Below are 23,561 nucleotides of genomic sequence, written 5' to 3'. Positions count from 1 at the left end.
AAAACCAGTCGGCCGACTAAATCCCCGGGATGAAGGGGTCCTTTTTGCACGCCGATCACCCCACGAAGGGGGTGCCTATTGCACGCTGATCCTCAGCGATGCGTTCGCAGATCGCGATCGATTCGGTCATCAGTCGCCCGTCCTCGACCCAACCCGGCACCGTCATCAGCGGATTGATCGCGCGATAGTCGGGCGCGAAGGCCCGCGGCGGGAAGGGGAGGAGGCGCAGGTCGATCGCCAATCCCGCCTCCTCGGCCGCCCACAGGCAGCGCAGCGACCGCGCGTCGGGGCAATGATAGAGAATCGGACGCGTCATGCGGTGATATCCTTCTGCCGCTCGATATGCAGGCGATGCTCGCGCCAGGCGATGAAGAGCCCGCTCGCGACGATCAACGGCGCCCCGATCCATGTCGCCTCGGCGGGGAAGGTGCCGAAGAAAAACCAGCCGCAGGCGATCGACCAGAGCAGCGCCGAATAGTCCATCGGGATGACCACCGCGACCGGCGCCAGCCGCAGCGCGCCGGTCAGGCTGAGCTGCACGACCGCGCCCGACAGGCCGAGCGCGCCGAGCAGCAGCCATTGGTAGCTGTCGTGCGGCGTGATGACGAAGGGCAGGGCGATGCCCAGCGGCAGCATCGAGAGCAGGCTGAACCAGAAAACGATCGTCGTCGCATTTTCGGTGCGGCCGAGGTCGCGGACCGCGATGGTGATGAGCGCGGTCATGATCGCCCCGGCGAGCGCAATCAGCATTCCCAGCCCATGATGGCCGCCGAACCCGGCCGCGAATCCGGCGCCGGGATCGAGCACGATCAGCACCCCGAGGAAACCGACGATCACCGCGCTCCAGCGCTGGAGACCCGTCGGCTCGCGCAGCAGCAGCGCCGCGAACAGCACCGCGAAGATCGGCACCGACAGGTTGATCGACGTCGCCTCGGCCATCGGCAGGAAGATCATGCCGCCGAAATTGCAGGCCATGCCGACCAGCCCCATCGCCGCGCGGCGCGCGTGGGCGCCGATCCGCTGGGTCCCGAGCGATGCCATGCCACCGTGCGTGACCGCCCAGGCGAAGACGATGGGGATGACCAGCGCCTGCCGCCAGAACAGGCTTTCGAGGATATGCACGCCCGATGCGTCGATCAGCTTCACCACCACGAACATCAGCGACAGGCTGAGCATCGCGGTCAGGCGCAGCGCGATGCCGCCGAGATAATTTTGCGGCGCGGTGGCGGAGGGGGCAGCGGCGGCGGTCATGCGGACCTGCGCATATCAGTGCCGGCCGCATGTGCAAGCCGTGCATCGACGCAATCCCCTTGCGCCCCGCCCCCCGATGCGGCTAAGGGCGCACTCCGGCCTTAGGGGTATAGCTCAGCTGGTAGAGCATCGGTCTCCAAAACCGAGGGTCGCGGGTTCGAATCCTGCTGCCCCTGCCAGGCCGGCGTCCAAAGGGATCTCAAGGGGTCCGGGGCGTTTCCTAAAAATCAAGGAAATCAGCGGGATAAAGAGTAGTGGCGTCCCAGCGCGTCCCATTTGCTCCTCTTGCAGCCCAGCCCTGTTTTTGTCATTTTGCGGGTAGGAAATCGACTCCTACCCCAAATTTCGCGGTTCCTACCCCAACGGTACGCGCGTTAGGATTCGAGTCAACATCGTTCGCGAGGAGACCGAAGTATGCTCACCAACGTCGCGTTGAAAGCACTTAAACCGGAGGCCAAACCCTATAAGAAAGCGGACGGCGGCGGCCTGTTCATTCTCATTGAGAAAAACGGTTCGAAACTCTGGCGCTTTGCTTATCGCTATGACGGCAAGCACAAGCTCATTTCCGGTGGTCGGTTCCCCGAGGTCTCTCTTGTCGCGGCACGAGCCTGGCGCGACAAGATGAAACATCAACTTGCCCTCGGGCTCGATCCATCGAAGGAACGGCAAAAAGAGGCGGCGGCCGTTCCGGTAGGCGAAGGGAGCAGCTTCGAAGAAGTCGCCCGCGAATGGCTGAAAAGCCGGACGCTGGCATGGGTGCCTAAATATGCGAGGCACATCGTCCGGCGGCTCGAGAACGATATCTTCCCCGTGATCGGCAAGCATGACATCGCCGAAATCACACCGCGCCAGATGCTCGACGCGCTCCGCAAGATCGAGGCACGCGGTTCGATCGAAATGGCCCACCGGATCAAGACCTATTGCAGCGAAATCTTCCGCTTCGCTATCCCCGATGGGCGCTGTGATACCGATCCCTGCCGGGACCTCACGCCATCGCTGACCAAGAAGCCCCGCGTTCGGCATCATCCGAAAGTCGCGGCCAAGGACCTCCCCACCTTCTATGTCAAACTCAACGCCGATCCGGGCGAGCGACTGAGCCATCTCGCACTGCGCTGGACCATCTACAATATGGTTCGAACGCAGGAGACACGTTTCGCTGAATGGGACGAGTTCGAGGATATTGGCCTCGCCGAACCCCTGTGGCGCCTCTCGCCAGAGCGGATGAAGATGAGTGAGGAGCATCTTGTGCCGCTCGCCCGGCAGTCGATCGAACTGCTGGACGAAATTCGCGAACTGAACGTCTTTCTCAAAGGAAGAAACATGCGCCTTGGGCGATATCTGTTCCCCGTGGCGCATGCCAAATCGCTCGTGATAAGCGAGAACCGCATGCTCGATATCATGTATCGCATGGGATATCGCGGCAAGGCAACCGTTCACGGTTTTCGTTCGCTCGCCAGCACTGTGCTCAATGAAAGCGGCCTGTTCGAGCCCGACTGGATAGAGATGCAACTCGCGCACCAGCCGCAGGGTGTGCGCGGAGTCTATAATGCCGCGCGCTATCTCGCCCATCGGCGGCCGATGATGCAGTGGTGGGCTGATTTTCTTGATGACGCAGAAGCCACGGGCATGCGGGGAAGCTAGGGATGCCGGTAGCAATTTTGCATTTATCCGGTCTTTCAATATAGATTTGAGAAGGCAGGGCAATTCCTCTGAATATGAGGTTTTCTATTAAATAAAGTGAGAAATGGAAAAAGAAGGGTCTTATGCAAGTCGTCATTTCGTGCAGAGATGAGAAGACGCGAGCCGGCGTCGTCTTGGTGAAGATCCGCCTCCTTGAAAGCGATTATTCCATGGCGATGCACCTACCCACAGAAAGTAGATGGTGGGCGGACTTTCTTAACCCCGCCGAAGCGAAGGTGATGGCATACGGACGCCGTGTCCTGTCCGCCGGCCCTACAGGCGTTTCTGTTCGTCCATCCATTTCCGAACATCGGAATCTCGCCAGGCCACACATCGTTCGGCGATCCGATGTTGGCGGGGAAAACTCCCTTCCCGCATTTTTCGATAGAGTGTCGAACGCTTCAGACCCGTCCGAACCAGTACGTCGGCAAGTCTCAGGAAGCGGTCGGGGCTTTCGGTCGACATGGCCTGTCCTTTGGTCGCCCCATGAAGTTTTGGGACCTGAAGGGCCGGTTTCGTACGCGTACGCTTGGTCATCCGACGCTTCGAGAAGTGCGGGCTCCGACTGCCTCATCTTGTTTCATGGCTTGATCCGCGGCCACAGCTATTCAGGAAACGGCTTAGCGCGACAACGCGTGAGGCGCCGATTTGCCTCTCGAAGGCATCGGCGTTCCGCTTGCGGACGTTCAAGGGGAAGCCCGCGAGGCAGTCCCGCCCGCTATCATCGGTCCGGGAATATGGAGAGGAAAAGGGGGTGGAATTGCCCATTGAGGGGAATTCAACATGGCCCAAAACTCTCTATCGACACCATGCCATTGCTCCAATCTGCGGGCGCCGATCTCGTCCGCCGCCTCGGCGGCAGTTGGACGGATCGAAGAACCCGTTATTTTGGGAGCGGGGTGCATTCTGGGCGTTGCAGGGTCTGGTCGGCGTTGTCGTTGATGCCTCGCGGGGGTCAAGGCGCTGCTTTGCGGGCTGCTCGTCAGGTGGCGTTGATGCGTTCGAGGTATAGGAAGCGCCTGATATTGCAGACGAGGTTGGCAAGACCGATCTTCGTCTCTGCCCTCTTGATGCCGACAGTGCGATCGAGCAGGCCCATGCGGGATTTCTGATCGGCGAACACAGGCTCGACACGGGATCGGATCATCGATTTACCAGCATTGGATCGCCGTGTCCGGGGCGGCCTATCGCGATGCGGCGGCTGGCAAACTTGCGCGTCCAGCGAGCATCCCGATCCTTGTGGCGGAGCCTGGCGTGTAGACAAGCGTCGAAGAGAGAGCTCCTCTCTAAGGGATCTAGAGCAAATCCTCAGAATAAGCTCTCGTCATCCATGCCGACCTCCATCCCGGCCAGCCCCATGAATCAGAAAATTAACGCCAGCGGAATCCCCCGCGATTCACTCACTGCGGGATTTGCTCTAGCGTCAAAGCCTCGTCCGCCGACGCGTGGAGCCAGGCCTCGTGATCTTCGGGCCGCAGGATGACCGGCATCCGATCGTGGATGTCGAATAACTCGGTCGTCGCGTCGACCATGACGCCGGTATAGCAATTTCCCCATTCGTTGGTCGGCCGCCAAAGGCCCGCCTAGGGCGGATCGACATTCAGATGATGGCGAGTCGAAAATGGTGGCTTTTCGTGACCCGGAGCGCAGCGTGCTCATGGCACGTGAGCACCGGAAGCACGAAAAGCCACCATTTGCAGGCCGCCAGAGCTGAATGTCGATCCGCCCTAGGCCGCAAGTGGCTGGTCGGCGACGCTGATCCATGTTTTCGTCATCGCGCCCGCCGCGCCTTCGGCCTCCGCAAAAGCAGCGAAGGGAATGAGGCAGCGATGCGCCGGCTGCACGAACCATTCGCGCCACATGCCATAATGCGACATCAGCTTGTCATCGCGGGCGTTGTTGACCGGCGCCGGCTTGTTCGGCGCGCCGGTCCGCTTGTTCATGGAATGGCGCGGAAAGCCCCAGTGCATCGCATCCAGGACGCGCGCACCATCGTCCTCGCGCACGACAAAGCCCGTACCGCCTTTCCAAACGTCGCCGGGAGCGGCGTTGGTCGCCTGCCCGCACCGGCACACCGGCTTGACCGCATAATGCCACGTCGCGCACTTGAAGAGATTGGTCGCGACCCGCAATCCATCGGTCCTCCATCGACCCATGACGCGGCGCCCTCTGTCACAGTGGCAAGGCCGGCTCGTCGGCCGCAGGCGCACCCACGCCGCGCCCCTCGATCGCAAGGAAAATGACGCGCGCCAATTCATGCGCGGCATCGATGGGAAGATGCGGCGAAGGCGCGGTGATGCCCACGCGAACCCAGCCCGGCGCGGAAAGGATGGTTTCGGCAATGCGACTCAGTTTATCGGCTCTATTTCTGTATTAGAACATAGAGGGAACATATTTGGCAAGGGGCTGCGACGAACCGAATATTGGCGTTGAAGGTCGCCATGGTTCTTCAAATTCTTGCTTAGCCTCGTCGATACGGTATCCCGATATTCACCTGACCCCACCGATTTCGCGACATAGGTTTCAAGGCGGCTTTCAGGCCGCGGGAGCGGGAAGGGCGGCTTTTCAGCCTGTGGTGTCGAACTGTCTCGAAGACGAGGGGCATTGGAAGCGGCTGCATCGCGAGCTTCGGTTGTCACGATCTTGTTGTCACCAGTAAAAATACATTCTACCTATGATCGTGGATTTGAAGATACAGAAGGTTGATCAACGGTGGATCGGACAAGCCCAAATCCAGGGAAGTCAAGCCGTCGTCGCGATTGAAAGGCAGGCAAATGTTCAAAGCACGCGCGGCGTCGAGACGATTACTGGGCTGGATTCTCGTCGGTGTGGTGATGGGAGCGAATTCATCGGCGTTCGCGTTCGAACCGGCTGTGGAAGGGCGCGGCAGTCCCGTTGCTCGTGAGAAACTCCCTGCGTGGCACGATGGCCTCCTGGACATTCATCACATCAATACAGGGCGAGGGAATGCGGCATTTTTTGTTCTGCCCGACGGGACGAGCATCTTGTTCGACGCAGGAGACATCGAAGACGACTTCGAGGAAAAATATGCCCCTTTAAAACTTGGACCCGCCGTCCCCGATAGCAGCTTGCGGCCTGGGCAGTGGATTGCCGATTATATCAGGCAATTCGCGCCCAAGAGGATGACGGCCATCGACTATGCCTTCGTATCACATTTTCACACTGATCATTACGGCACCCTGTTACCGGGCTCCCCTGTGTCCGCTCATGGTCCATGGAAGCTGACTGGGATCATGGATGTGGCAGAAGTCTGGCCGATCAAAATCCTCATCGATCGTGGCAATCCAGACTATAGTTTCCCGCGACCTCTTCGAGAGCAGCAGGATGAAAATCTTCTCAATTACCTGCGGTTTATCGATGCGGGCGTACGCTCTGGACGGTTGAAAACGCAGGGATTCGCGGTTGGACACGATGATCAGGTGCTGCTTCGTCATGACCGGAAGCGCTATCCGACCTTCTCGATCCGCAATATTGCCGCGAACGGCGAGATATGGACCGGCATAGGTATGGAGAAGCGGGCGACGTTAAATGCGGATGAAATCGTTAATCAGAACGGCAAGTTCAATGAGAATCCGCTCTCATTGGTGCTGAAGATCAACTACGGTGATTTCGACTATGTGACCGGCGGCGACATCACCGGTGTGAGCGAACCTGATCAGCCTGCCTGGTTCAATATGGAAAGCAAAATCGCACCGGTGGTAGGCGAGGTGGATGTGATGACTATGAACCATCACGGCAACCGCGACGCCACGAACGCAGACTGGCTTCGCAATTTGAAGCCTCAAGTGCTGGTCGAACAAACCTGGACCTCGGATCAACCCGGCGGTGAGGTCGTGGCGCGGGTGACGTCGAAACATCTTTGGCAGGGGCAAAGACACATTTTCGCGACGCACATCCAGGACGCAACGAAAGTTGCGATCGGTCCGTGGCTAACGCGCAATTATCAAAGCATGGAAGGCCATGTCCTAATTCGTGTTCAACCGGGCGGCGGCGTGTTCGACGTCTATATTCTCGACGATCATAGTCGGGAACGGCCCATTAAATCGCATTTTGGTCCATTCGTTTCGCGACCGGAATGAGCCGGGGGTGTTGTTGCCTCCTAAAGGCCTTACGGAGCCTCGCGGATTGAGCGGTCGATAACTCGCCTGGTGATCTGTAGCCGAGAGCGCGGTGCGGCACGCGATTATTCAATGTCCGCGGCCCTGTCAGCGGTTTTAGGGGTCTACTGCAGGGGGATCATCCCGCTGGTTTGATCCAGCCACCCGGGTGATGGCCACTTACCAAAAGTTCCGCGTCATGCTGAGACTAGGAACGGACTGCGCGGGGGTTCCTGAGATTTGGCTGTAAAGAGCCTCAGCGAAAACGCCGAGGACGGGCCGTCGTTTGTCACGCACTAGGTCCGCTTTGTCCTTTCGATCATTTGGTCGATGTACCGAAGAGATGTGGTTCCTGACACCACTATGCGCGCCCAACTGAGATATCGCCGAAAAGGGGAAGGGCGCGCGCAGCCGATCACCTTGTGAATTGACATTGAACGAATTTGCAAGCACATTGCATATGTGCGATACGATTCCGTATATGAAAGATTTTTGACAACGGCTTTCGAATAAGTGGGGAAGAGGGACGGTTATGCGACACGCTTGGAAATATGGAATTTCGCTTTTTGCTCTGGCTGCTGCTGTTCAGCCGGCACTTGCACAAAGTGAACCGGATGGGGACACGACGAAGGTTGCGTCGGTGGATCCGGAAGACTCCGGACCGCAAGGTGATGATATCATTGTGTCCGGCTATAAATTGCAGGCGCAGCGAGCGGTTGAGGCCAAGCGCGACAATCTACAGATCAGTGATAGCGTGACGACCGACGACATTGCTTCTCTGCCGGATTTTAATCTGGCAGAGGCACTGCAGCGCCTTCCAGGCGTCAACACGGATCAGGATAATGGTGAAGAGCGCTTCCTGACAATCCGTGGAATGAACAAGGAGTATAACTTCACCACGGTCGATGGGCTGGTGGTACCGTCGACGGACGAAGGGTCGAGAGGTGTTCTACTAGATACGATTCCGTCCTCCGTCGCCAAGCGCGTCGACGTGAATAAATCCTTCACGGCCGATATGGATGGTCAGGCGATCGGGGGGCGCATCGATCTCAAAACACGGAGCGCCTTCGATCGAAGCGGGATGCTTCTTGCCGCCAACGCTTCGATCGGCTTCTACGAGAATAACGACGAGGGCCCCATCAAGGTCGACCCGTCGATCCAGGCCTATGGCGTCTTTTCCCAATCCTTTGGAACTGAGCATAATTTCGGGATCGTGCTGGGGGCGAGCTACTGGAAGCGGGAAAGCTACACGGAGTCGCCGACCAACGCGGGCAGCACCGGATATTATTGGTTTTCCCAGGATGGAGTGGGCGGCGAGACGCCTGACGCCAACCCGGTCCCGCGCGACCCGTATATGTATTTATATTACAACAAGCGTGAACGAACCGGTCTCTTTGCGAAGCTAGAATATCAGTCTGACGACCGCAATTTCTATGCTTATGTGCAAGGGTATCAGTTCAATCGCGACGACCGGGAACGGCGAGACATCGCGCGCATCTCCAATAAGGACTATAAGAATATCCCGGCTGATATCACGCCGACGAGCGGACATGTTCTGGGGCGTGTGGAGCCGTTGGTCGAATCCGCATATGATATCTTTAGAGACAGAACCAGGGGGGTAAACGCGGGCTTCGACTACCGTTTTGCCGAGAGGCATCTCTTGGAAGCCCGGATCGGCTATTCGAAGGCCGATCTGAATCTCGACGTTCAAAAAGCGAGATTTTATCGTACGCAGAACAAGGATCTTTCGTACACATATAATAGGCTCAATGACGGGAGCTATTATTACACCTTTGATAACTCTGGAATATTTTCCGACCCGTCTTCATACAATAATTTTCACTATATTAGCCTGGAACCGCGCAGCAATGACGAACGCGTCAAAGAAGCGCATCTCGACTACAGCTATAATCTGGACAAGGACTCGCGTGGCTTTGGCGTCAAGGCAGGCTTTGTGGCCCGATCGACGGAGCGCGAGCGATCGCAATCCTATAGCGAATACCGGGCCAAGTCGGGCGTAGCCGTTTCGCTCAAGGATTATGTTCTCGAAGACACGTTCCAAACGCCGATGTTTTCGGATCCCATGATCTTTATAGATCTAGACAGGATTCTCAATTACTTTGACAGCAATCAGGATAATTTTAACTTGCAAGCTGCAAGTGCCAAGCTGACGCAATATGATATCAATGAAGATATTCTCGCCGGATACGCTATGGGCGTATTCAGGACAGACAATCTTCGCGTCACGGCTGGTGTGAGATATGAGCATACAAAAATCGGGACGTCATCGCCGAATGCCGATCCGGAACTCGGTCTCGATTATTTCAACAATAAATATGGAACCTGGCTTCCGCGCGCAGATCTGTCCTATGATATAACGAACAGCCTGCGTCTCCGACTCGCCTACAGCAAATCGGTAGGCCGTGCCAATTATGATAGCCTCAGCCCGGTGACCATTGTCACCGATAGCGGGCCTGAAGTCGTCATCACCGGCGGAAATCCGGATTTGAAACCACGAATTTCGAACAATTACGATATGACTCTGGAATATTACTTCCCGACCATAAAAGGATTGGTCGCGTTGGGCCTCTTTCACAAGGATATCGACAACGAAATCTACCGTAATCAAGTTCGCGGAACGATCGAATATGGCGGCGTTCAACGCGATGCGGTCTTCGTCAATCCGCAGAACGCACAGAGCGCAAGCCTGACAGGAATGGAAGCCGGGATTATCCTGGACTCATTGGCGCCGCTGTCGTCGGCCCTCGAGGGCTTTGGCCTCTCGGCGAATTATGCCTACATCCACAGCAAGGCGGAGATTGGCTACACGTCCGGGGGGCAGAACCTGACGAGAGAAATCTATGGCCTCTTCTATCAGCCCAAGCATATGGGGAATGTGGCTCTTACCTATGAGACGGGGCCATTCGACGCAAAAATCGCGTACACATATCAGGGGATGCAGATGAAAAGCATCGCCGTGGAGGACAAACCAGGCTTCGATCACCTCTACGCGGCGCGGTCGAGCGTAGATCTCCAACTCCGTTACTGGCTGACCAAAAAGGTGCAATTGGTTTTGCAGGGCAAGAATCTTGCAGACAACAAGCCTCATGAGATTGTCGGCGAGGAGCAGCGGTTGCACCATACGTTCCGCGATGCAGGACGATCATACTGGGCTGGATTTTCGTTCAAATTCTGAACCGATCACGCCGCTGCCATTTCCGGCGGCATGGACGGGCGGGCCATTTTATGATGCTCAATATCGTCTTTGGTGAATCTCATCCGGCATTCAACGGAATACTAAGGTCGACCGTCATGGCCATCAGTGCCATGACGGTCGTAGTCGGCTCGCCCGCATATGCGGACAACCGTTGCCCTGAGGGGCAAGCGGTCGCGATTCAGCCCGTTCGTATCGGCGCCTTCAACGTGATGTTTGGAGCGCGCGGTACACCGGAGGAAGTCGCGCGTCTGCTGTACTCCTATCATCTCGATTTAGTCGCTTTTGCAGAGGTGCCCGATGGCGATTGGACGGAGCGTGCCGGAAAAGTCTTAGGCTTGCCCTACGCGTATGTAGGGAAAATATCTTCAGCGAATCAAGAGGATAAGCTTAAGGCAATTCTCAGTGCTACTCCGTTATCCGACATCGGCGAGACGAGGCTGGATTCTGGTTCCAGCTGGAAGCCAGCATCCGCGGTCCACGCCGTTACCACCATAGGCAATGTGACCTTGCGTTTTTATGCTCTGCATATTGCAGCGAGCCGTGGAAAGAATGGTCAACTCTACGAGCTTTTCGAAAAGGAGGCACTTTCGCCTGATTCTTCAACCATGGTCGTTGCAGGAGACTTCAACAACGAGATTGGCGACAGTGCAATTTCGAACTTGCGACGATTTGGTTTCAAATCGGTCTGGTCTGAAGCAGGTGTGAATCCACAGCGGCATTCCACCGTTGTCGAGCCCTCAAAGATTGGAATCATCGATCATATCTTTTATCGCTCCGCTGCAGAGGTGCCGGTTCCAGCGGCAGCTGTCGTTGAAGCCAATCCACCGTTATCCGACCATAAGCCGATCGTTGCGGAGCTGCGATTCAGGACTTGTCGAGGCGGATGAGTGCTTACGGGCGCTTGACTGCCTGTTGAGATCACTGCTCTTCGTAGCCAAGTTCCATAGAAATTTCTCGAACCGCTTCGAGCAGCAAGCGTCGAGTCTCTTGCAGGCGAGCCCCATTATCCTGATCCTTGCGGTAGAGAAACGGGACAACCAGCGCAGCGGAAATCGAACCGCTGTGGCCAAAAATTGGTGCGCCGACGTCGGTTATCCCCTCGATCTGGTTGCTAGGCATCTCCAGAATTTGGCTCTCTCGAATTTGCTTCTCCAGCATGCTGGCCTTTTTCGCGAATGCGATATCTCCGCCATCTTCGGCGATATTCGTCAGGAGGGTTTCGCGGGCGGCGTCATCAGATAGCGCAAAGAAAATGCGACCGGAACATGACGTTAGGATCGGCGCCTCTGCTCCCACCTTGATACTGAAATTGCGATCCCGGTAACTGCTCTGTTGAGCAATCGCCACCATCTTCGAGCCCGAGTGGATGGCGAGATGGCACGACTGTCCGCTTCGTAAAGCTAAACGCCGCATCGGTTCTGCGGCGGCCCGTGACAAGACATTGACGGGCAAGTGCCAGTGCGCAAGCTGGAACAGCTTCATGCTAAGCTGGTAGCGCTCCGTGCCTTGCAGCGTTCGAACGAACCCGCGCTGCTCCAGAACCGCGAGCATGCGGAAAATCTCGCCAACCGAACGCTGCAGACGGTCAGCGATCTCCTTGAGGCTGATTGCCTCGGGCTCTTTGGCCAGGAGTTCGATGATGTCGAGGCCCTTCTCAAGCGCTGGCGCGCTGTAGGTTTTTCGGCGCGTCGCTTTGACGCGGACGTTTGGCTGTTCTGTCTTGCGGCTTGGCATGGTGTGTCTTTCGATGTCCTGAAACCCAATTGTATTGATGGAATCTCACTGTCCAGTCTTTTTAGGTTGTATATATACAAGAACGTTTTATATGTGATTGAGGGAGGAGCGAAACGTGGTTGCAGCCTTTGTCGGATCATTGCCCAGCTTGGGATTGGGGTGTGCGTCACTCGGCAATCTGTATCGGCCGATTACCCGCGATGAGGCATTGGCGATCGTCGATGCCGCATGGGACGCGGGGATGCGCTATTTCGACACTGCACCCTATTATGGCCTTGGCCTGTCCGAACGCCGCCTCGGTGATGCGCTGCGCAAGCAGAAACGCGCGGATTATATGTTGTCCACCAAAGTCGGCCGATTGCTCGATCCAGATACAGCGACAGATATTGCGGCGGAACGCCATGGTTTTGTGACGGCGATGCCGTTCAAGGTTCGCTACGATTATAGCTATGACGGTGTGATGCGATCCTATGAGGCCAGTCTGCACCGGCTTGGCTTGGCGCGCATCGATATTTTGCTGGTGCATGACATCGGGGTCGTGACGCACGGAGCCGACAATCAGCGCTATTTGGCTGATTTGTGGAACGGTGGCTATCGCGCGCTCGACGAATTGCGAAGCAGCGGGGCGATTTCTGCTATCGGCCTCGGCGTCAACGAGTGGCAGGCGTGCGCTGATGCCATGGAAAAGGGGCGGTGGGACTGCTTCCTGCTGGCAGGTCGATATACGCTCCTTGAGCAGGAGCCGCTCTACGGCTTCCTCCCGCAATGCGAAGCTCATGGTGCGAAGATCATCCTGGGCGGGGCCTATAACAGCGGTATTCTTGCCACCGGCACGCGGCGGGGCGGAGAACTCCACTACAATTACGGGCCAGCTCCGCAGTCCATCATCGACCGTGTCACCAGAATAGAAGAAATATGCGATGCCCATAACGTCGCTCTGGCTGCTGCTGCTCTTCAATTTCCGCTGGCTCATTCCGTCGTGCAGTGCGTCATTCCCGGGCTAGGGGAGGCCCGCCGTGTTCGGCAAACAGAACAACTGATGTCCCAAGCGATACCGTCAGCGTTTTGGCAGCAACTCAAGCAGGAAGGGTTGCTCGACATTGAAGCGCCCGTGCCGGCAGGGCGGGACTGATTCAATATGACTGAATCCCAACGCGACGATATGGCCGCACGACGTGCTGTCACGACCGTCGATGCGCATCAGCACTTCTGGACCTTGTCGAACCCCTTCACGGTCTGGCCTCCACCGGATTTGGCCAGCATCCATCGGGACTACGGTCCGGATGATCTCGCGCCGGAACTCGCGCTTGCGGGAGTCGACGGGACGATTCTTGTCCAGGCGGCCCCGAGCGTCGAGGAGAGCTTATATCTCCTCGATATTGCGGACCGATGCGACTTTGTGCTCGGCGTCGTGGGCTGGGTCGATTTTACGGCCGATGATGGCATCGCCCAACTCGATCGCCTCGCGGCGAGTCCCTGGTTCAAGGGCGTCCGCCCGATGCTCCAGAATATAGACGAACCGGATTGGATTCTTCGCGACAGGTTCGCCCCGCTTTTCGATGCGCTTCTTGCGCGCGGCTTACGCTTCGACGCGCTGATCCGCCCGAAGCAACTATCTGTGATAGCCGAACTCGCGAACCGCTATCCGGCGTTGCCGATCGTCGTGGATCACGGCGGCAAGCCGTCGATTGCAGACGGTGAGTTCACGGCATGGGCCGAAGGAATTCGAGCGCTTGCGCGAATGCCGCTGGTTTCTTGCAAGCTATCGGGCATTTGGACCGAAGCAGGAAGCGACATTTCCGAACCGTGCATTCGGCCCTATGTCCGGCATCTTCTCGACTGCTTTGGTGCAGGGCGACTGATCTGGGGCAGCGATTGGCCAGTCGTTCAGTTGGCCGGGAGCTATCAGGCCTGGTTTTCGCAATGCCAGGCCATGCTCGCCGATCTGGCGCCTGAGGATCAGGCTGCCGTCTTCGGCGGCAATGCGATGCGCTTCTATGGCGCTGCAGACTATGCGCCGACGAGTGGGGCATCATTATTGCTGCTTCATCCAAAGGACAATGTGCTGATTTGCACGAACGGGGCGAAGGCGGGCGAACTGGTCCAAATCGATGGTGCTGGCTACCCGCTGACGCAGGATATAGGCCTTGGCCATAAGGTCGCCCGCACCGCGCTGGCGACTGGCGATAAAATCTATCGCTATGGTGTTCCGATCGGCACGATGACCGCGCCCGCGCAGCCGGGCGAGCATGTTCACAACCACAATCTGGCGAGCGATTATCTGCCGGCGCATGGCCGCGACGCCATACACGCCGGGGAGAAGAAATCATGACCGACACGGTAAGTTTTTCCGGCTATCTGCGTGACGACGGGCGCTTTGGTATCCGCAACGCGATCCTCGTGATTTATCTGGTCGAATGCGCACATCATGTTGCGCGGCGTATCGTGACAAGTGCGGATGATCCATCGATACAGCTGGTGGGTTTCCCCGGCTGCTATCCCAATAGCTACGCCTTCCAGATCATGAAGCAATTAGCCACTCATCCCAACGTCGGTGGCGCGCTGATCGTGTCGCTCGGCTGTGAAGGTTTCGATCGCAATTCGCTCTATGATGCCGTGGTTGCCAGCGGTCGACCGGCGGAAATTCTCGTGATCCAACAGGCTGGCGGCACGCGCGCGACCATCGATGCCGGCATTGCTGCCGTCGCCCGCCTCAAGGCGGAGGCCGATCGAGTCAAACGGGCGCCAATGGCGTTGGCCGATCTTGTCGTCGGAACGATTTGCGGTGGGTCCGATGGAACCAGCGGCATTACTGCCAATCCTGCCGTTGGCCGTTGCTTCGATAAGCTGATTGAGGCCGGCGGCACCTGCATGTTCGAAGAAACGGGCGAATTAATCGGGTGCGAGCAGATTATGGCTGCCCGAGCGGTGACGGCCGAGCTTGGGCGGGAGATTAAAGCGGCAGTCGTGAAGGCCGAACGTTACTATGCCACGCTTGGCTATGGCAGTTTTGCTCCGGGCAATGCCGAAGGTGGGCTTACGACCCAAGAGGAAAAGTCGCTCGGTGCTTATTCCAAATCGGGAGACTCACCGATTTCCGGCCTTATCAAACCGGGCGAAATGCCACCGAATCCTGGCCTCTATCTCCTCGACGTCGTGCCGGACGGGGAGGTGCGTTTTGGTTTTCCGAACATCTCCGACAATGCCGAGATTGTCGAATTGATCGCCTCTGGCTGTCATCTCATTCTGTTCACTACAGGCCGAGGTTCCGTCGTCGGTTCGGCCATTTCGCCGGTCATCAAAGTCTGCGCAAATCCCGAGACTTATGCGAAGCTGCCCGAAGATATGGACATCGACGCCGGACGGATCCTGCAACACAAGGCCAGTCTCGACGAGGTAGGGTTAGAGATATTCGATCGGGTCGTCGATGTCGCCGGTGGACTGCCGAGCGTTTCCGAGGCGCTCGGGCACCAGGAGTTCATTCTGACATACAAATATTTCGACGCGAGCGGGCCTGCATGCCTGCCCACTTCCCGCTCATAGGAGATGGCTGATGAAACACGGATTCTCATTAGGTGGCAAGCGCGCGATCGTGACCGGTGCGGGACAGGGCATCGGTCGGGCGAGTGCGGAAGCCTTTCGCGACGCGGGAGCGGATGTGCTGGCAACCGACGTGAATGAGGACAGTCTCGCATCGATTGAGGGATGCCGCACTATGATGTTGGATGTTCTCGATGCGCGGGCGATCACCGGCCTTGCGGAGACCGAGGGTGGCTTCGACATTTTGTTCAACTGTGCCGGCTATGTGCATTCGGGAACAATATTCGAGTGCGATGAGAAAGACTGGGCCTTTTCTTTCGATCTCAATGTTACTGCGAGCTATCGGATGATCCGTGCCTTGCTACCCGCCATGGTGGCGCGTGGTGGAGGCTCAATCATCAATATGGGGTCCGTCGCGGGCTCCATCATCGGCGTGTCTAACCGCTTCGCTTATGGGGCGAGCAAAGCGGCCGTGATTGGCTTGACCAAGGCCGTTGCCGCCGATTTCGTCGACCAGGGCATACGTTGTAACGCCATTTGCCCCGGCACGGTCCAGTCTCCGTCGCTCGAGCAGAGGCTTGCCGCGACAGGCGATTTTGCAGCGGCGCTTGCCGCTTTCACCGCGCGCCAGCCGATGGGCCGTATCGGACGACCCGAGGAAATCGCGGCATTAGCCCTGTACCTCGCTAGTGATGCATCGGCTTTCACGACAGGCCAGTGCCACATCATTGATGGCGGTTGGTCCAACAGCTGAAACAGGGATGGGAGGGGAGGGGCATGGCGTTGTCATCGCAATCGTTGCATGGATCGGCCGCCGCGTCGGCGAGAGCATCTTTGGTGCAACGGTCCTATCTCTTGGCTTTTTCTCTAGTGACGGCGCTCTTTTTCATGTGGGCGGTTGCCAATAATTTCAATGATATCCTGATAAAGCAGTTCCAGAAAGCGCTTGACCTCACGCGCATGCAATCGGGATTGGTGCAGACTGCCTTTTATCTTGGCTATTTTACTGTTGCACTGCCTGCTGGCTGGGTGGTTACGAGGGTTGGATACAAAAATGGCATCCTGATCGGGCTCTGCCTTTACGCGTTGGGAGCATTGTTATTTTTTCCTGCAGCTGAAATCCGCCTGTTCGGTTTCTTTCTTGTGGCCCTGTACACGATTGCGGCTGGCCTCGCTTTCCTGGAAACGTCGGCCAACCCATTCATTTCCGTTATGGGTTCGCCGGCAACCGCTGCGCAGCGGCTGAACCTGGCACAGAGCTTCAATGGTTTCGGGGGCTTTGTGGCGCCGTTTCTAGGGAGCGCCTTGATTCTTTCTGGAGTGGAGCACAGCGCGGAGGAACTCTCCGCCATGTCGCCGCAGGCGCTCGAAGCCTACTATGCGAGTGAGGCGCAGGCTGTTCAGTTTCCATATCTTGGATTGGCAGCCGTCGTTCTGACGCTGGCATTCGTCATCTGGCGAACTCGCTTTCCCGAAATTACCGAGGATCTTGGTGATGATGCCAGAAAGACGTTAGCTGATCGACGTTCGATCTGGTCGCATCGGCATCTGCTCGGCGCGGTCGCAGCACAGTTGTTCTATGTCGGCGCACAAGTTGGAATCTGGAGCTATTTCATCAATTTCGTTCAGGATCTGACGGGCGCCGGAGAGAAAAGCGCCGCGCATCTTCTCGGTTTCAGCTTGATGGGCTTCATGCTTGGCCGCTTCATCGGCACGGCACTCATGCGCTTTCTCGACCCAGCCCGAATGCTGGGAATCTATGGTGTTATCGCGGCGGTTCTGTGCGGCGCGGCGATGCTGACGGAGGGTTGGACGGCAGTGATCCTGCTGGGTTCGACGAGCGTGTTCATGTCGATCATGTTCCCGACGATCTTCGCACTCGGTGTTCAGGATCTGGGGAAATCCACCAAGCTGGGTTCTTCTCTGCTTGTCATGGCGATCGTGGGCGGTGCGCTGTTTCCCCCGCTGGTCGGAATGGTCGCCGACAGGATGCAATCGATACAGATGGGGATGATGGTGCCTTTGGTTAGTTTCGTCGTGGTGGCGCTATTCGGCGCCGCGATGCAGCGCCGAGGGAAGAGAGGTAGGGCGTGAGGGCTCGTGCTGTCTATCTTCTCGATCTTCGCGATGCCGACCTCGCCCAGGAATATGCGGACTGGCATCGGCCCGGTCGTGTGCCACCCGCCGTATTATCCGATATCCGCACTGCAGGTATCGTCGGCATGGAAATCTTCCACTCGGGAAATCGGCTGGCGATGGTCGTCGAAACACGCGAAGATGGCAATCTGAACTGCTTGCGGCCCGGCCCGGAAACGCGGGCGTGGGAGGCGTGCATGGATGCCTATCAGCAGCCGCTCTCCGGGGCGCCGATGGCCGTGAAATGGCAGCCGACGAACTGCATATTCAATCTTTCCGATCACGAGAATTAGGGAGCACTCACATGAAGTTGCTACGTTACGGCGCCAAGGGGCAGGAACGTCCTGGGTTGCTCGATTCAAATGGAGCCGTTCGCGATCTGTCGGCGTACGTCGGCGACATCGACGGTACCGTTTTGACGCGTGAAGGCCGTGATCGCTTGCGATCGATCGACGTTGCAACTCTGCCGGAAATAACTGACTTCGAGCGCTATGGTGCTTGCGTCGGCAGCGTCGGCAAGTTCATCTGCATCGGTCTCAACTACAGCGACCACGCCGCGGAAAGTGATATGGAGGTACCACCCGAGCCGGTGGTATTTATGAAAGCGACCAGCGCGATCAGCGGCCCGAATGATCCGATCATCAAGCCGCGCGGGAGCACCAAGCTTGATTGGGAGGTCGAACTTGCCGTCGTGATCGGTGCCCATCTTGCCTATGCCGACGAAGCCGAAGCAGCTGCCGGCATTGCCGGTTATTGCCTGTGCAATGATGTGTCGGAACGCGCGTTCCAGCTTGAACGGCATGGTCAATGGACCAAAGGCAAGGGGTGCGACAGCTTCGGCCCCTTAGGGCCATGGCTTGTAACGGCAGACGAAGTTTCCGACGCTGATAACCTTGCGATGTGGCTTAACGTCAATGGCAAACGCTTTCAGGACGGTAATAGCCGCACGATGATCTACAAGCCGACCTTTCTAATCAGCTATCTGTCCCGTTTCATGAGCCTGCAACCCGGCGATATCATTTCGACGGGCACGCCCGCCGGTGTCGGGTTGGGTCAGCAACCACCCGTCTATCTGGAGGTCGGCGATGTCGTCGAATTAGGGATTGATGGGCTTGGAACGCAGCGCCAGGTCGTGGTCGCGGCGGCATAGCGATGATCAGTCTCCAACGCTGCTTCAATGTCGAAGACGTTCGTCTAAAGGCTATGAGCCGCCTCCCGGCACCGATGTTCCACTATATCGACGGCGGTTCGGACGACGAATGGACGTTGCGGCGCAACAGACAAGGCTTTGCCGACTATTGGCTGCTGCCTGAGGTTCTACGTGACGTGGCCGAGATCGACCTGTCCACCGAACTCGTCGGTCAGCGAATCGCCTTGCCTTTCTTCCTTGCGCCGACCGGCATGTCGCGATTGTTCCATCATGGCAAGGAACTCGCGGTTGCGCGTGCCGCGGAGAAATTTGGGACTTTCTATTCGCTCTCCACGCTTGGTACGACTTCTCTCGAAGAGGTCGCGGCGACGATCGCGACGCCTAAGATGTTCCAGATTTATATTCTCAAGGATCGGGAATTGACTCGGGAGTTCGTTCAACGCTGCAAGGCAGCGGGTTATGAGGCACTTTGCCTGACAACCGATATGGCCATGGCCGGCAATCGTGAACGTGACTTGCGGACGGGAATGATAATGCCGCCGCGCTTTGGCCTCGGTAGCCTCTGGAGCTTTATCGCACATCCATACTGGTCGCTCAATTTTCTGGCGCATCCCGACTTCAGGCTAGCCAACGTCGCACATCGCGTTGATGCGCTTGGCGGGGGAGCGATGGGGCTCATCGACTATGTCAACAGCCAGTTCGACCGCAGCGTCACATGGCGCGACGTTGAATGGCTGCGCGGCGAGTGGGATGGACCGCTCGTCGTCAAAGGCGTTTTGTCACCTGCCGATGCGGAGCGCGCCTGCGCCGTCGGCGCGAACGCATTGATGATCTCGAACCACGGCGGCCGACAGCTTGATGGCGCGCCTGCGCCGGTGGATCTGGTCCGTCCGATCCGTGATCGCGTGGGGGATGCTGCTCAACTTATTGTCGACAGTGGAGTTCGCCGCGGCACCGATATCGTCAAGGCGATCGCGCTTGGTGCTGACGCCTGTTCGATCGGCAAGGCTTATCTCTACGGCCTGGCAGCGGGCGGTCAGCAGGGTGTTGAGCACGTTCTCGGGTTACTCAGAACCGAGCTGGTCCGCGCGATGACGCTGCTTGGGTGCGCCTCGATCAACGATATCGGGGAGAAGCATGTGGCCGAATTGGGCGAAATTGCATGATACTGTGTTCGTCCAAAGCCGCACTGTTCGATAAATCTGTATCGGCATATTTGGGGCCGTGCTTCGGGCTGCCCTTGTGATGGAGCGAACTCGATCCGCCCTGCGCGTGTTCCGGAAGATATTGGTGGCGAACCGTTCGGAAATCGCGATCCGCGTTTTTCGAGCGGCGACGGAACTCGGCATTGCCACGATCGCGATCTATGCGGAGCAAGACAAACTCTCGCTGCATCGATTCAAGGCGGATGAAGCCTATCGCCTTGATCCGGAGAAAGGGCCTGTCGAAGCCTATCTGGCAATCGATGACATTATCTCGATCGCGAAAGAAGCGGGTGCTGACGCTATCCATCCCGGATATGGATTGCTGTCTGAGGATCCCGAATTTGCCGAAGGATGCGCAGAGGCTGGGATCACATTCATCGGTCCTCGCCCCGAAATCATGCGCCTTTTGGGGAACAAGGTGTCGGCGCGCCAGATCGCGATTGATGCCGGCATTCCCGTCGTTCCCGCCAGCGATCCGCTGCCCGAGGAACATGCGGCGATAATACAGCAGGCGGAGAAGATAGGTTACCCGCTCATGCTCAAGTCGAGTTGGGGTGGCGGGGGGCGCGGGATGCGCGTCATCGCCGCTGCGGACCAGCTCCTCAGTCTCGTTCATGAGGGGCGCCGCGAGGCGCGCGCAGCCTTTGGTCGTGATGAAGTCTATGTCGAAAAACTGATTGCTGACGCACGTCATGTCGAAGTGCAACTGCTCGGGGACAAGCATGGCAATCTTGTGCATCTCTTCGAGCGGGACTGCACTATCCAGCGACGCAACCAGAAGGTCATCGAGCGAGCGCCTGCACCCTATCTAGGTGATGTGCAGCGTGCGTCGATTTGCGACGCGGCACTGAAAATTGGTCAACACGTCGGCTATGATAATGCGGGCACGGTCGAATTTCTTCTGGATCGCGCCAGCGGCGAATATTACTTCATTGAAGTCAATCCACGCATCCAGGTCGAACATACGATCACAGAGGAGATCACTGGACTCGATATCGTCAAGGCGCAGATCCAGATCGCTGCCGGTGCGCGATTGGGCGCCGTTGAGGAATGCGGCGTTCCTGCCCAGGAATCGATCGCCATCTCGGGCCACGCCATCCAATGTCGCGTCACCACGGAAGATCCTGAAAATAACTTCATTCCCGATTACGGCAAATTTGTCGCTTATCGCGGCGCGTCCGGCTTCGGGATTCGCGTGGATGGCGGAACAGCTTATTCCGGCGCAATCGTCACGCGCTTCTATGATTCACTGATCGAGAAGATAGTCGCATGGGCAGCGACCCCCGATGAGGCGACGTGTCGAATGTTGCGGGCGATACGCGAGTACCGAATTCGCGGGGTCAGGACTAATCTTGGCTTTCTCGAAAACCTTCTCGCGCACCGGGCGTTCGGCGACTTCGACTATAACACCCGCTTCATTGATCACAATCCCGACCTTGCTCGGACACGCCCACGTCGCGATCGTGCCAGCAAACTTCTGGCATATATCGCCGATGTCACGGTGAATGGTCATCCCGAGATCAAGAAGCGCGCTCTGCCGTCGTCTAGCGTGGCGATGCCGATCGTGCCGAAATCTCCGGACCGCGCACCTCCGGGTACCCGACAGATACTGGATCGATTGGGGCCGAATGGTTTTTCAAGGTGGCTGCGCGAGCAACGGCCGGTATTGCTCACGGACACAACAATGCGCGACGCGCACCAGTCACTGCTGGCGACGCGCGTGCGCGGTTTCGATATCGTGCGGATCGCCGATTATTATGGGCGCGCCTTTCCTAATCTTTTATCGCTCGAATGCTGGGGGGGCGCGACCTTTGATGTTGCCCTGCGATTCCTCCAGGAAGATCCTTGGGAGCGGCTTTCTCTCTTGCGTGAGAGTGTGCCAAACATTCTGACGCAGATGCTGATACGAGGCGCCAATGGTGTAGGCTACGCCAATTATCCCGACAATATCGTTCAGCACTTCATCCGTCAGGCTGCGGACAATATCGATATCTTCCGGATATTCGACTGTTTCAATTGGGTTGATAATATGCGGGTCACAATCGACACCGTGGCAAATTGCGGTAAAATCGCGGAGGGGGCGATCTGCTACACCGGCGACATTTGCGACCCGGAGCGCACTCGTTTCGACCTATCCTATTATGTCGGCATCGCACGTCAGCTCGATGAAGCAGGATGCCATATTCTGGCGATCAAGGACATGGCGGGGCTTCTGACACCGCAAGCCATCCGCAAGCTGCTCAAGGGGCTGCGTGATACGACAGATCTGCCGATTCACCTGCACACCCACGATACATCGGGAGCTGCGGCGGCGACGCTGATTGCAGCAGCGGAAGCTGGGGTCGATGCGATCGATGCGGCGATGGACAGCTTTTCCGGTCTGACATCGCAACCTTGTCTGGGCTCCGTCGTCCAAGCGCTACGTCATGGAGAGCGTGCCCCCGATCTGAACGCGGATAATATCCTGTTCGCAAGCGCCTATTGGGAACAGGTGCGGGCGCAATATGCTGCATTCGAGAGCGACCTCAAATATGGGGCGTCAGAGGTCTATCTGCACGAAATGCCGGGCGGGCAGTTCACCAATCTCAAGGAGCAGGCGCGATCCATGGGGCTCGGTGCGCGCTGGCATGAGATTGCGCAGGCCTATCACTCCGCCAACTTGCTGTTCGGCGACATCATCAAGGTGACGCCGTCCTCCAAGGTCGTCGGCGATATGGCCCTGATGATGGTGGCTCAGGATATCTCGGCAACCGACCTGTTGGAAAAAAGGCGCGACGTCGTCTTCCCGGGTTCGGTCTGTGCGATGTTAAAGGGTGACCTTGGACAGCCGCAAGGCGGCTTTCCGACAGAAATACAGACCTTGGCGCTCGGCGGCACGCAAGCATACACTGATCGGCCGGCGTCGCTGATGCCACCGGCGGATCTTGTTGCGGAGCGAGCGCGAGCCGAGGAGGAATGTGGCCGGGCGCTGAGTGAGACAGAGTTCGCCAGCTATCTCATGTATCCGGATATCTTCGTTGATTACGCGGCAGCCCAGGATAAATATGGCCCGGTGTCGCGCCTTCCGACGCTCTGCTTCTTCTATGGCATGAAAGTGGACGAACAAATCTCGGTTGAGATCGATCGGGGTAAGATTCTGCACATCACATTGTTGGCGATCGGCGATCTCGATGACGTAGGAAGGCGAACCCTCTTCTTCGAGCTTAACGGACAGCCACGCAACGTCACGATTTCTGAACGCGGCGGTAGTTCGGCGACGCGCGACGTGCGTATGGCTGAAAGCGGCAATCCGGACCATGTCGCCGCTCCGATGCCTGGCATAATCTCGCTGATTGCGGTGTCCGTCGGTGCCGCGGTCCGGATCGGGGATCGGCTGATGTCGATCGAGGCGATGAAAATGGAATCGGCCGTGACGGCGACGCGGGACGGGATCGTGTCGGAGATTTGCGTGAAGTCCGGCGCCATGGTCGATCCCAAGCAACTATTGTGCGTGATTGGGGACGACTGACTGCAAGCATTGCGGCGTAATG

At 57.6% G+C, this 23,561-nt stretch carries 20 protein-coding genes, 1 tRNA gene and 1 pseudogene; 14 read left to right on the top strand and 8 right to left on the bottom strand.

Features of this window, described 5'->3' with window-relative positions:
• Positions 1-55: 55 nt before the first annotated feature.
• Both FHR21_RS19830 and FHR21_RS19825 read right to left on the bottom strand, forming a co-directional pair.
• Positions 56-316, bottom strand: coding sequence for a glutathione S-transferase N-terminal domain-containing protein (locus tag FHR21_RS19830; protein WP_246427360.1), 261 nt, complete (start codon positions 314-316; stop codon positions 56-58).
• A complete protein-coding gene (locus FHR21_RS19825; protein WP_184101532.1) occupies positions 313-1,251 on the bottom strand; it encodes a DMT family transporter in 939 nt (312 codons plus the stop codon). The genes FHR21_RS19830 and FHR21_RS19825 overlap by 4 nt, the downstream gene beginning before the upstream one ends.
• 103 nt (positions 1,252-1,354) lie before the next feature.
• On the opposite strand from FHR21_RS19825, the gene FHR21_RS19820 reads away from it, so the two are divergent.
• Positions 1,355-1,430, top strand: a tRNA-Trp gene (locus FHR21_RS19820).
• Between the two features lie 235 nt (positions 1,431-1,665).
• Complete coding sequence (locus tag FHR21_RS19815; RefSeq protein ID WP_184101530.1) at positions 1,666-2,892, top strand: tyrosine-type recombinase/integrase; 1,227 nt, start codon at positions 1,666-1,668, stop codon at positions 2,890-2,892.
• A 312-nt stretch (positions 2,893-3,204) separates the two neighbouring features.
• Here the strand turns inward: FHR21_RS19815 and FHR21_RS19810 are convergent, their stop codons facing one another.
• The 5 genes and pseudogenes from FHR21_RS19810 to FHR21_RS21140 all read right to left on the bottom strand — a co-directional run bounded on the left by FHR21_RS19810 (position 3,205) and on the right by FHR21_RS21140 (position 5,274).
• Complete coding sequence (locus FHR21_RS19810) at positions 3,205-3,396, bottom strand: helix-turn-helix transcriptional regulator (protein WP_184101528.1); 192 nt, start codon at positions 3,394-3,396, stop codon at positions 3,205-3,207.
• A 517-nt stretch (positions 3,397-3,913) separates the two neighbouring features.
• Positions 3,914-4,078 (bottom strand): hypothetical protein, encoded by a 165-nt coding sequence (locus tag FHR21_RS19805; protein WP_221235287.1) that lies wholly within the window; start codon positions 4,076-4,078, stop codon positions 3,914-3,916.
• 253 nt (positions 4,079-4,331) lie between these two features.
• Positions 4,332-4,502, bottom strand: a pseudogene (locus tag FHR21_RS19800) (SOS response-associated peptidase family protein); the annotation flags it as partial.
• Positions 4,503-4,658: 156 nt separating this feature from the next.
• Positions 4,659-5,087 (bottom strand): SOS response-associated peptidase family protein, encoded by a 429-nt coding sequence (locus FHR21_RS20735; protein WP_221235286.1) that lies wholly within the window; start codon positions 5,085-5,087, stop codon positions 4,659-4,661.
• A gap of 16 nt (positions 5,088-5,103) precedes the next feature.
• Complete coding sequence (locus tag FHR21_RS21140; protein WP_338113237.1) at positions 5,104-5,274, bottom strand: DUF6771 family protein; 171 nt, start codon at positions 5,272-5,274, stop codon at positions 5,104-5,106.
• Between the two features lie 359 nt (positions 5,275-5,633).
• On the opposite strand from FHR21_RS21140, the gene FHR21_RS19785 reads away from it, so the two are divergent.
• From FHR21_RS19785 to FHR21_RS19775, 3 genes are all read left to right on the top strand, one after another.
• Positions 5,634-7,031 carry a ComEC/Rec2 family competence protein gene (locus FHR21_RS19785; protein ID WP_184101524.1) on the top strand — a complete coding sequence of 466 codons (1,398 nt, stop codon included), beginning with the start codon at positions 5,634-5,636 and terminating at the stop codon, positions 7,029-7,031.
• Between the two features lie 550 nt (positions 7,032-7,581).
• The gene (locus tag FHR21_RS19780) at positions 7,582-10,245 is read left to right on the top strand and encodes a TonB-dependent receptor (protein WP_184101522.1); all 2,664 of its coding nucleotides are present in this window, start codon (positions 7,582-7,584) and stop codon (positions 10,243-10,245) included.
• A gap of 50 nt (positions 10,246-10,295) precedes the next feature.
• The gene (locus FHR21_RS19775) at positions 10,296-11,153 is read left to right on the top strand and encodes an endonuclease/exonuclease/phosphatase family protein (RefSeq protein WP_184101520.1); all 858 of its coding nucleotides are present in this window, start codon (positions 10,296-10,298) and stop codon (positions 11,151-11,153) included.
• Between the two features lie 31 nt (positions 11,154-11,184).
• Here FHR21_RS19775 and FHR21_RS19770 read toward each other — a convergent pair whose 3' ends face one another.
• On the bottom strand, positions 11,185-12,000 hold the full coding sequence (locus tag FHR21_RS19770) for an IclR family transcriptional regulator (RefSeq protein ID WP_184101518.1): 816 nt from the start codon (positions 11,998-12,000) through the stop codon (positions 11,185-11,187).
• A 115-nt stretch (positions 12,001-12,115) separates the two neighbouring features.
• Here FHR21_RS19770 and FHR21_RS19765 point away from each other — a divergent pair, with 115 nt between their 5' ends.
• From FHR21_RS19765 to pyc, 9 genes are all read left to right on the top strand, one after another.
• Positions 12,116-13,132: an aldo/keto reductase gene (locus FHR21_RS19765; protein WP_338113235.1), complete on the top strand. Its 1,017-nt coding sequence runs from the start codon at positions 12,116-12,118 to the stop codon at positions 13,130-13,132.
• 6 nt (positions 13,133-13,138) lie between these two features.
• Positions 13,139-14,332, top strand: a complete 1,194-nt coding sequence (locus tag FHR21_RS19760; RefSeq protein WP_184101514.1) for an amidohydrolase family protein — start codon at positions 13,139-13,141, stop codon at positions 14,330-14,332.
• A complete protein-coding gene (locus tag FHR21_RS19755) occupies positions 14,329-15,543 on the top strand; it encodes a UxaA family hydrolase (RefSeq protein WP_184101512.1) in 1,215 nt (404 codons plus the stop codon). The genes FHR21_RS19760 and FHR21_RS19755 overlap by 4 nt, the downstream gene beginning before the upstream one ends.
• Before the next feature lie 10 nt (positions 15,544-15,553).
• Positions 15,554-16,294, top strand: a complete 741-nt coding sequence (locus tag FHR21_RS19750) for an SDR family oxidoreductase (RefSeq protein WP_184101510.1) — start codon at positions 15,554-15,556, stop codon at positions 16,292-16,294.
• Between the two features lie 23 nt (positions 16,295-16,317).
• Positions 16,318-17,634, top strand: a complete 1,317-nt coding sequence (gene fucP, locus FHR21_RS19745; protein ID WP_184101508.1) for an L-fucose:H+ symporter permease — start codon at positions 16,318-16,320, stop codon at positions 17,632-17,634.
• Positions 17,631-17,969 carry an L-rhamnose mutarotase gene (locus FHR21_RS19740; RefSeq protein ID WP_184101506.1) on the top strand — a complete coding sequence of 113 codons (339 nt, stop codon included), beginning with the start codon at positions 17,631-17,633 and terminating at the stop codon, positions 17,967-17,969. The genes fucP and FHR21_RS19740 overlap by 4 nt, the downstream gene beginning before the upstream one ends.
• Positions 17,970-17,980: 11 nt before the next feature.
• Positions 17,981-18,826, top strand: a complete 846-nt coding sequence (locus FHR21_RS19735; protein ID WP_184101504.1) for a fumarylacetoacetate hydrolase family protein — start codon at positions 17,981-17,983, stop codon at positions 18,824-18,826.
• 2 nt (positions 18,827-18,828) lie between these two features.
• Positions 18,829-19,992, top strand: a complete 1,164-nt coding sequence (locus tag FHR21_RS19730; protein ID WP_184101502.1) for an alpha-hydroxy acid oxidase — start codon at positions 18,829-18,831, stop codon at positions 19,990-19,992.
• A 79-nt stretch (positions 19,993-20,071) separates the two neighbouring features.
• On the top strand, positions 20,072-23,539 hold the full coding sequence (gene pyc, locus FHR21_RS19725) for a pyruvate carboxylase (protein ID WP_184101469.1): 3,468 nt from the start codon (positions 20,072-20,074) through the stop codon (positions 23,537-23,539).
• Positions 23,540-23,561: the final 22 nt, after the last annotated feature.

This window comes from Sphingopyxis panaciterrulae (genome assembly GCF_014199295.1).
GTDB lineage: Bacteria > Pseudomonadota > Alphaproteobacteria > Sphingomonadales > Sphingomonadaceae > Sphingopyxis > Sphingopyxis panaciterrulae.
This window is presented reverse-complemented; position numbering and strand designations above follow the sequence as displayed.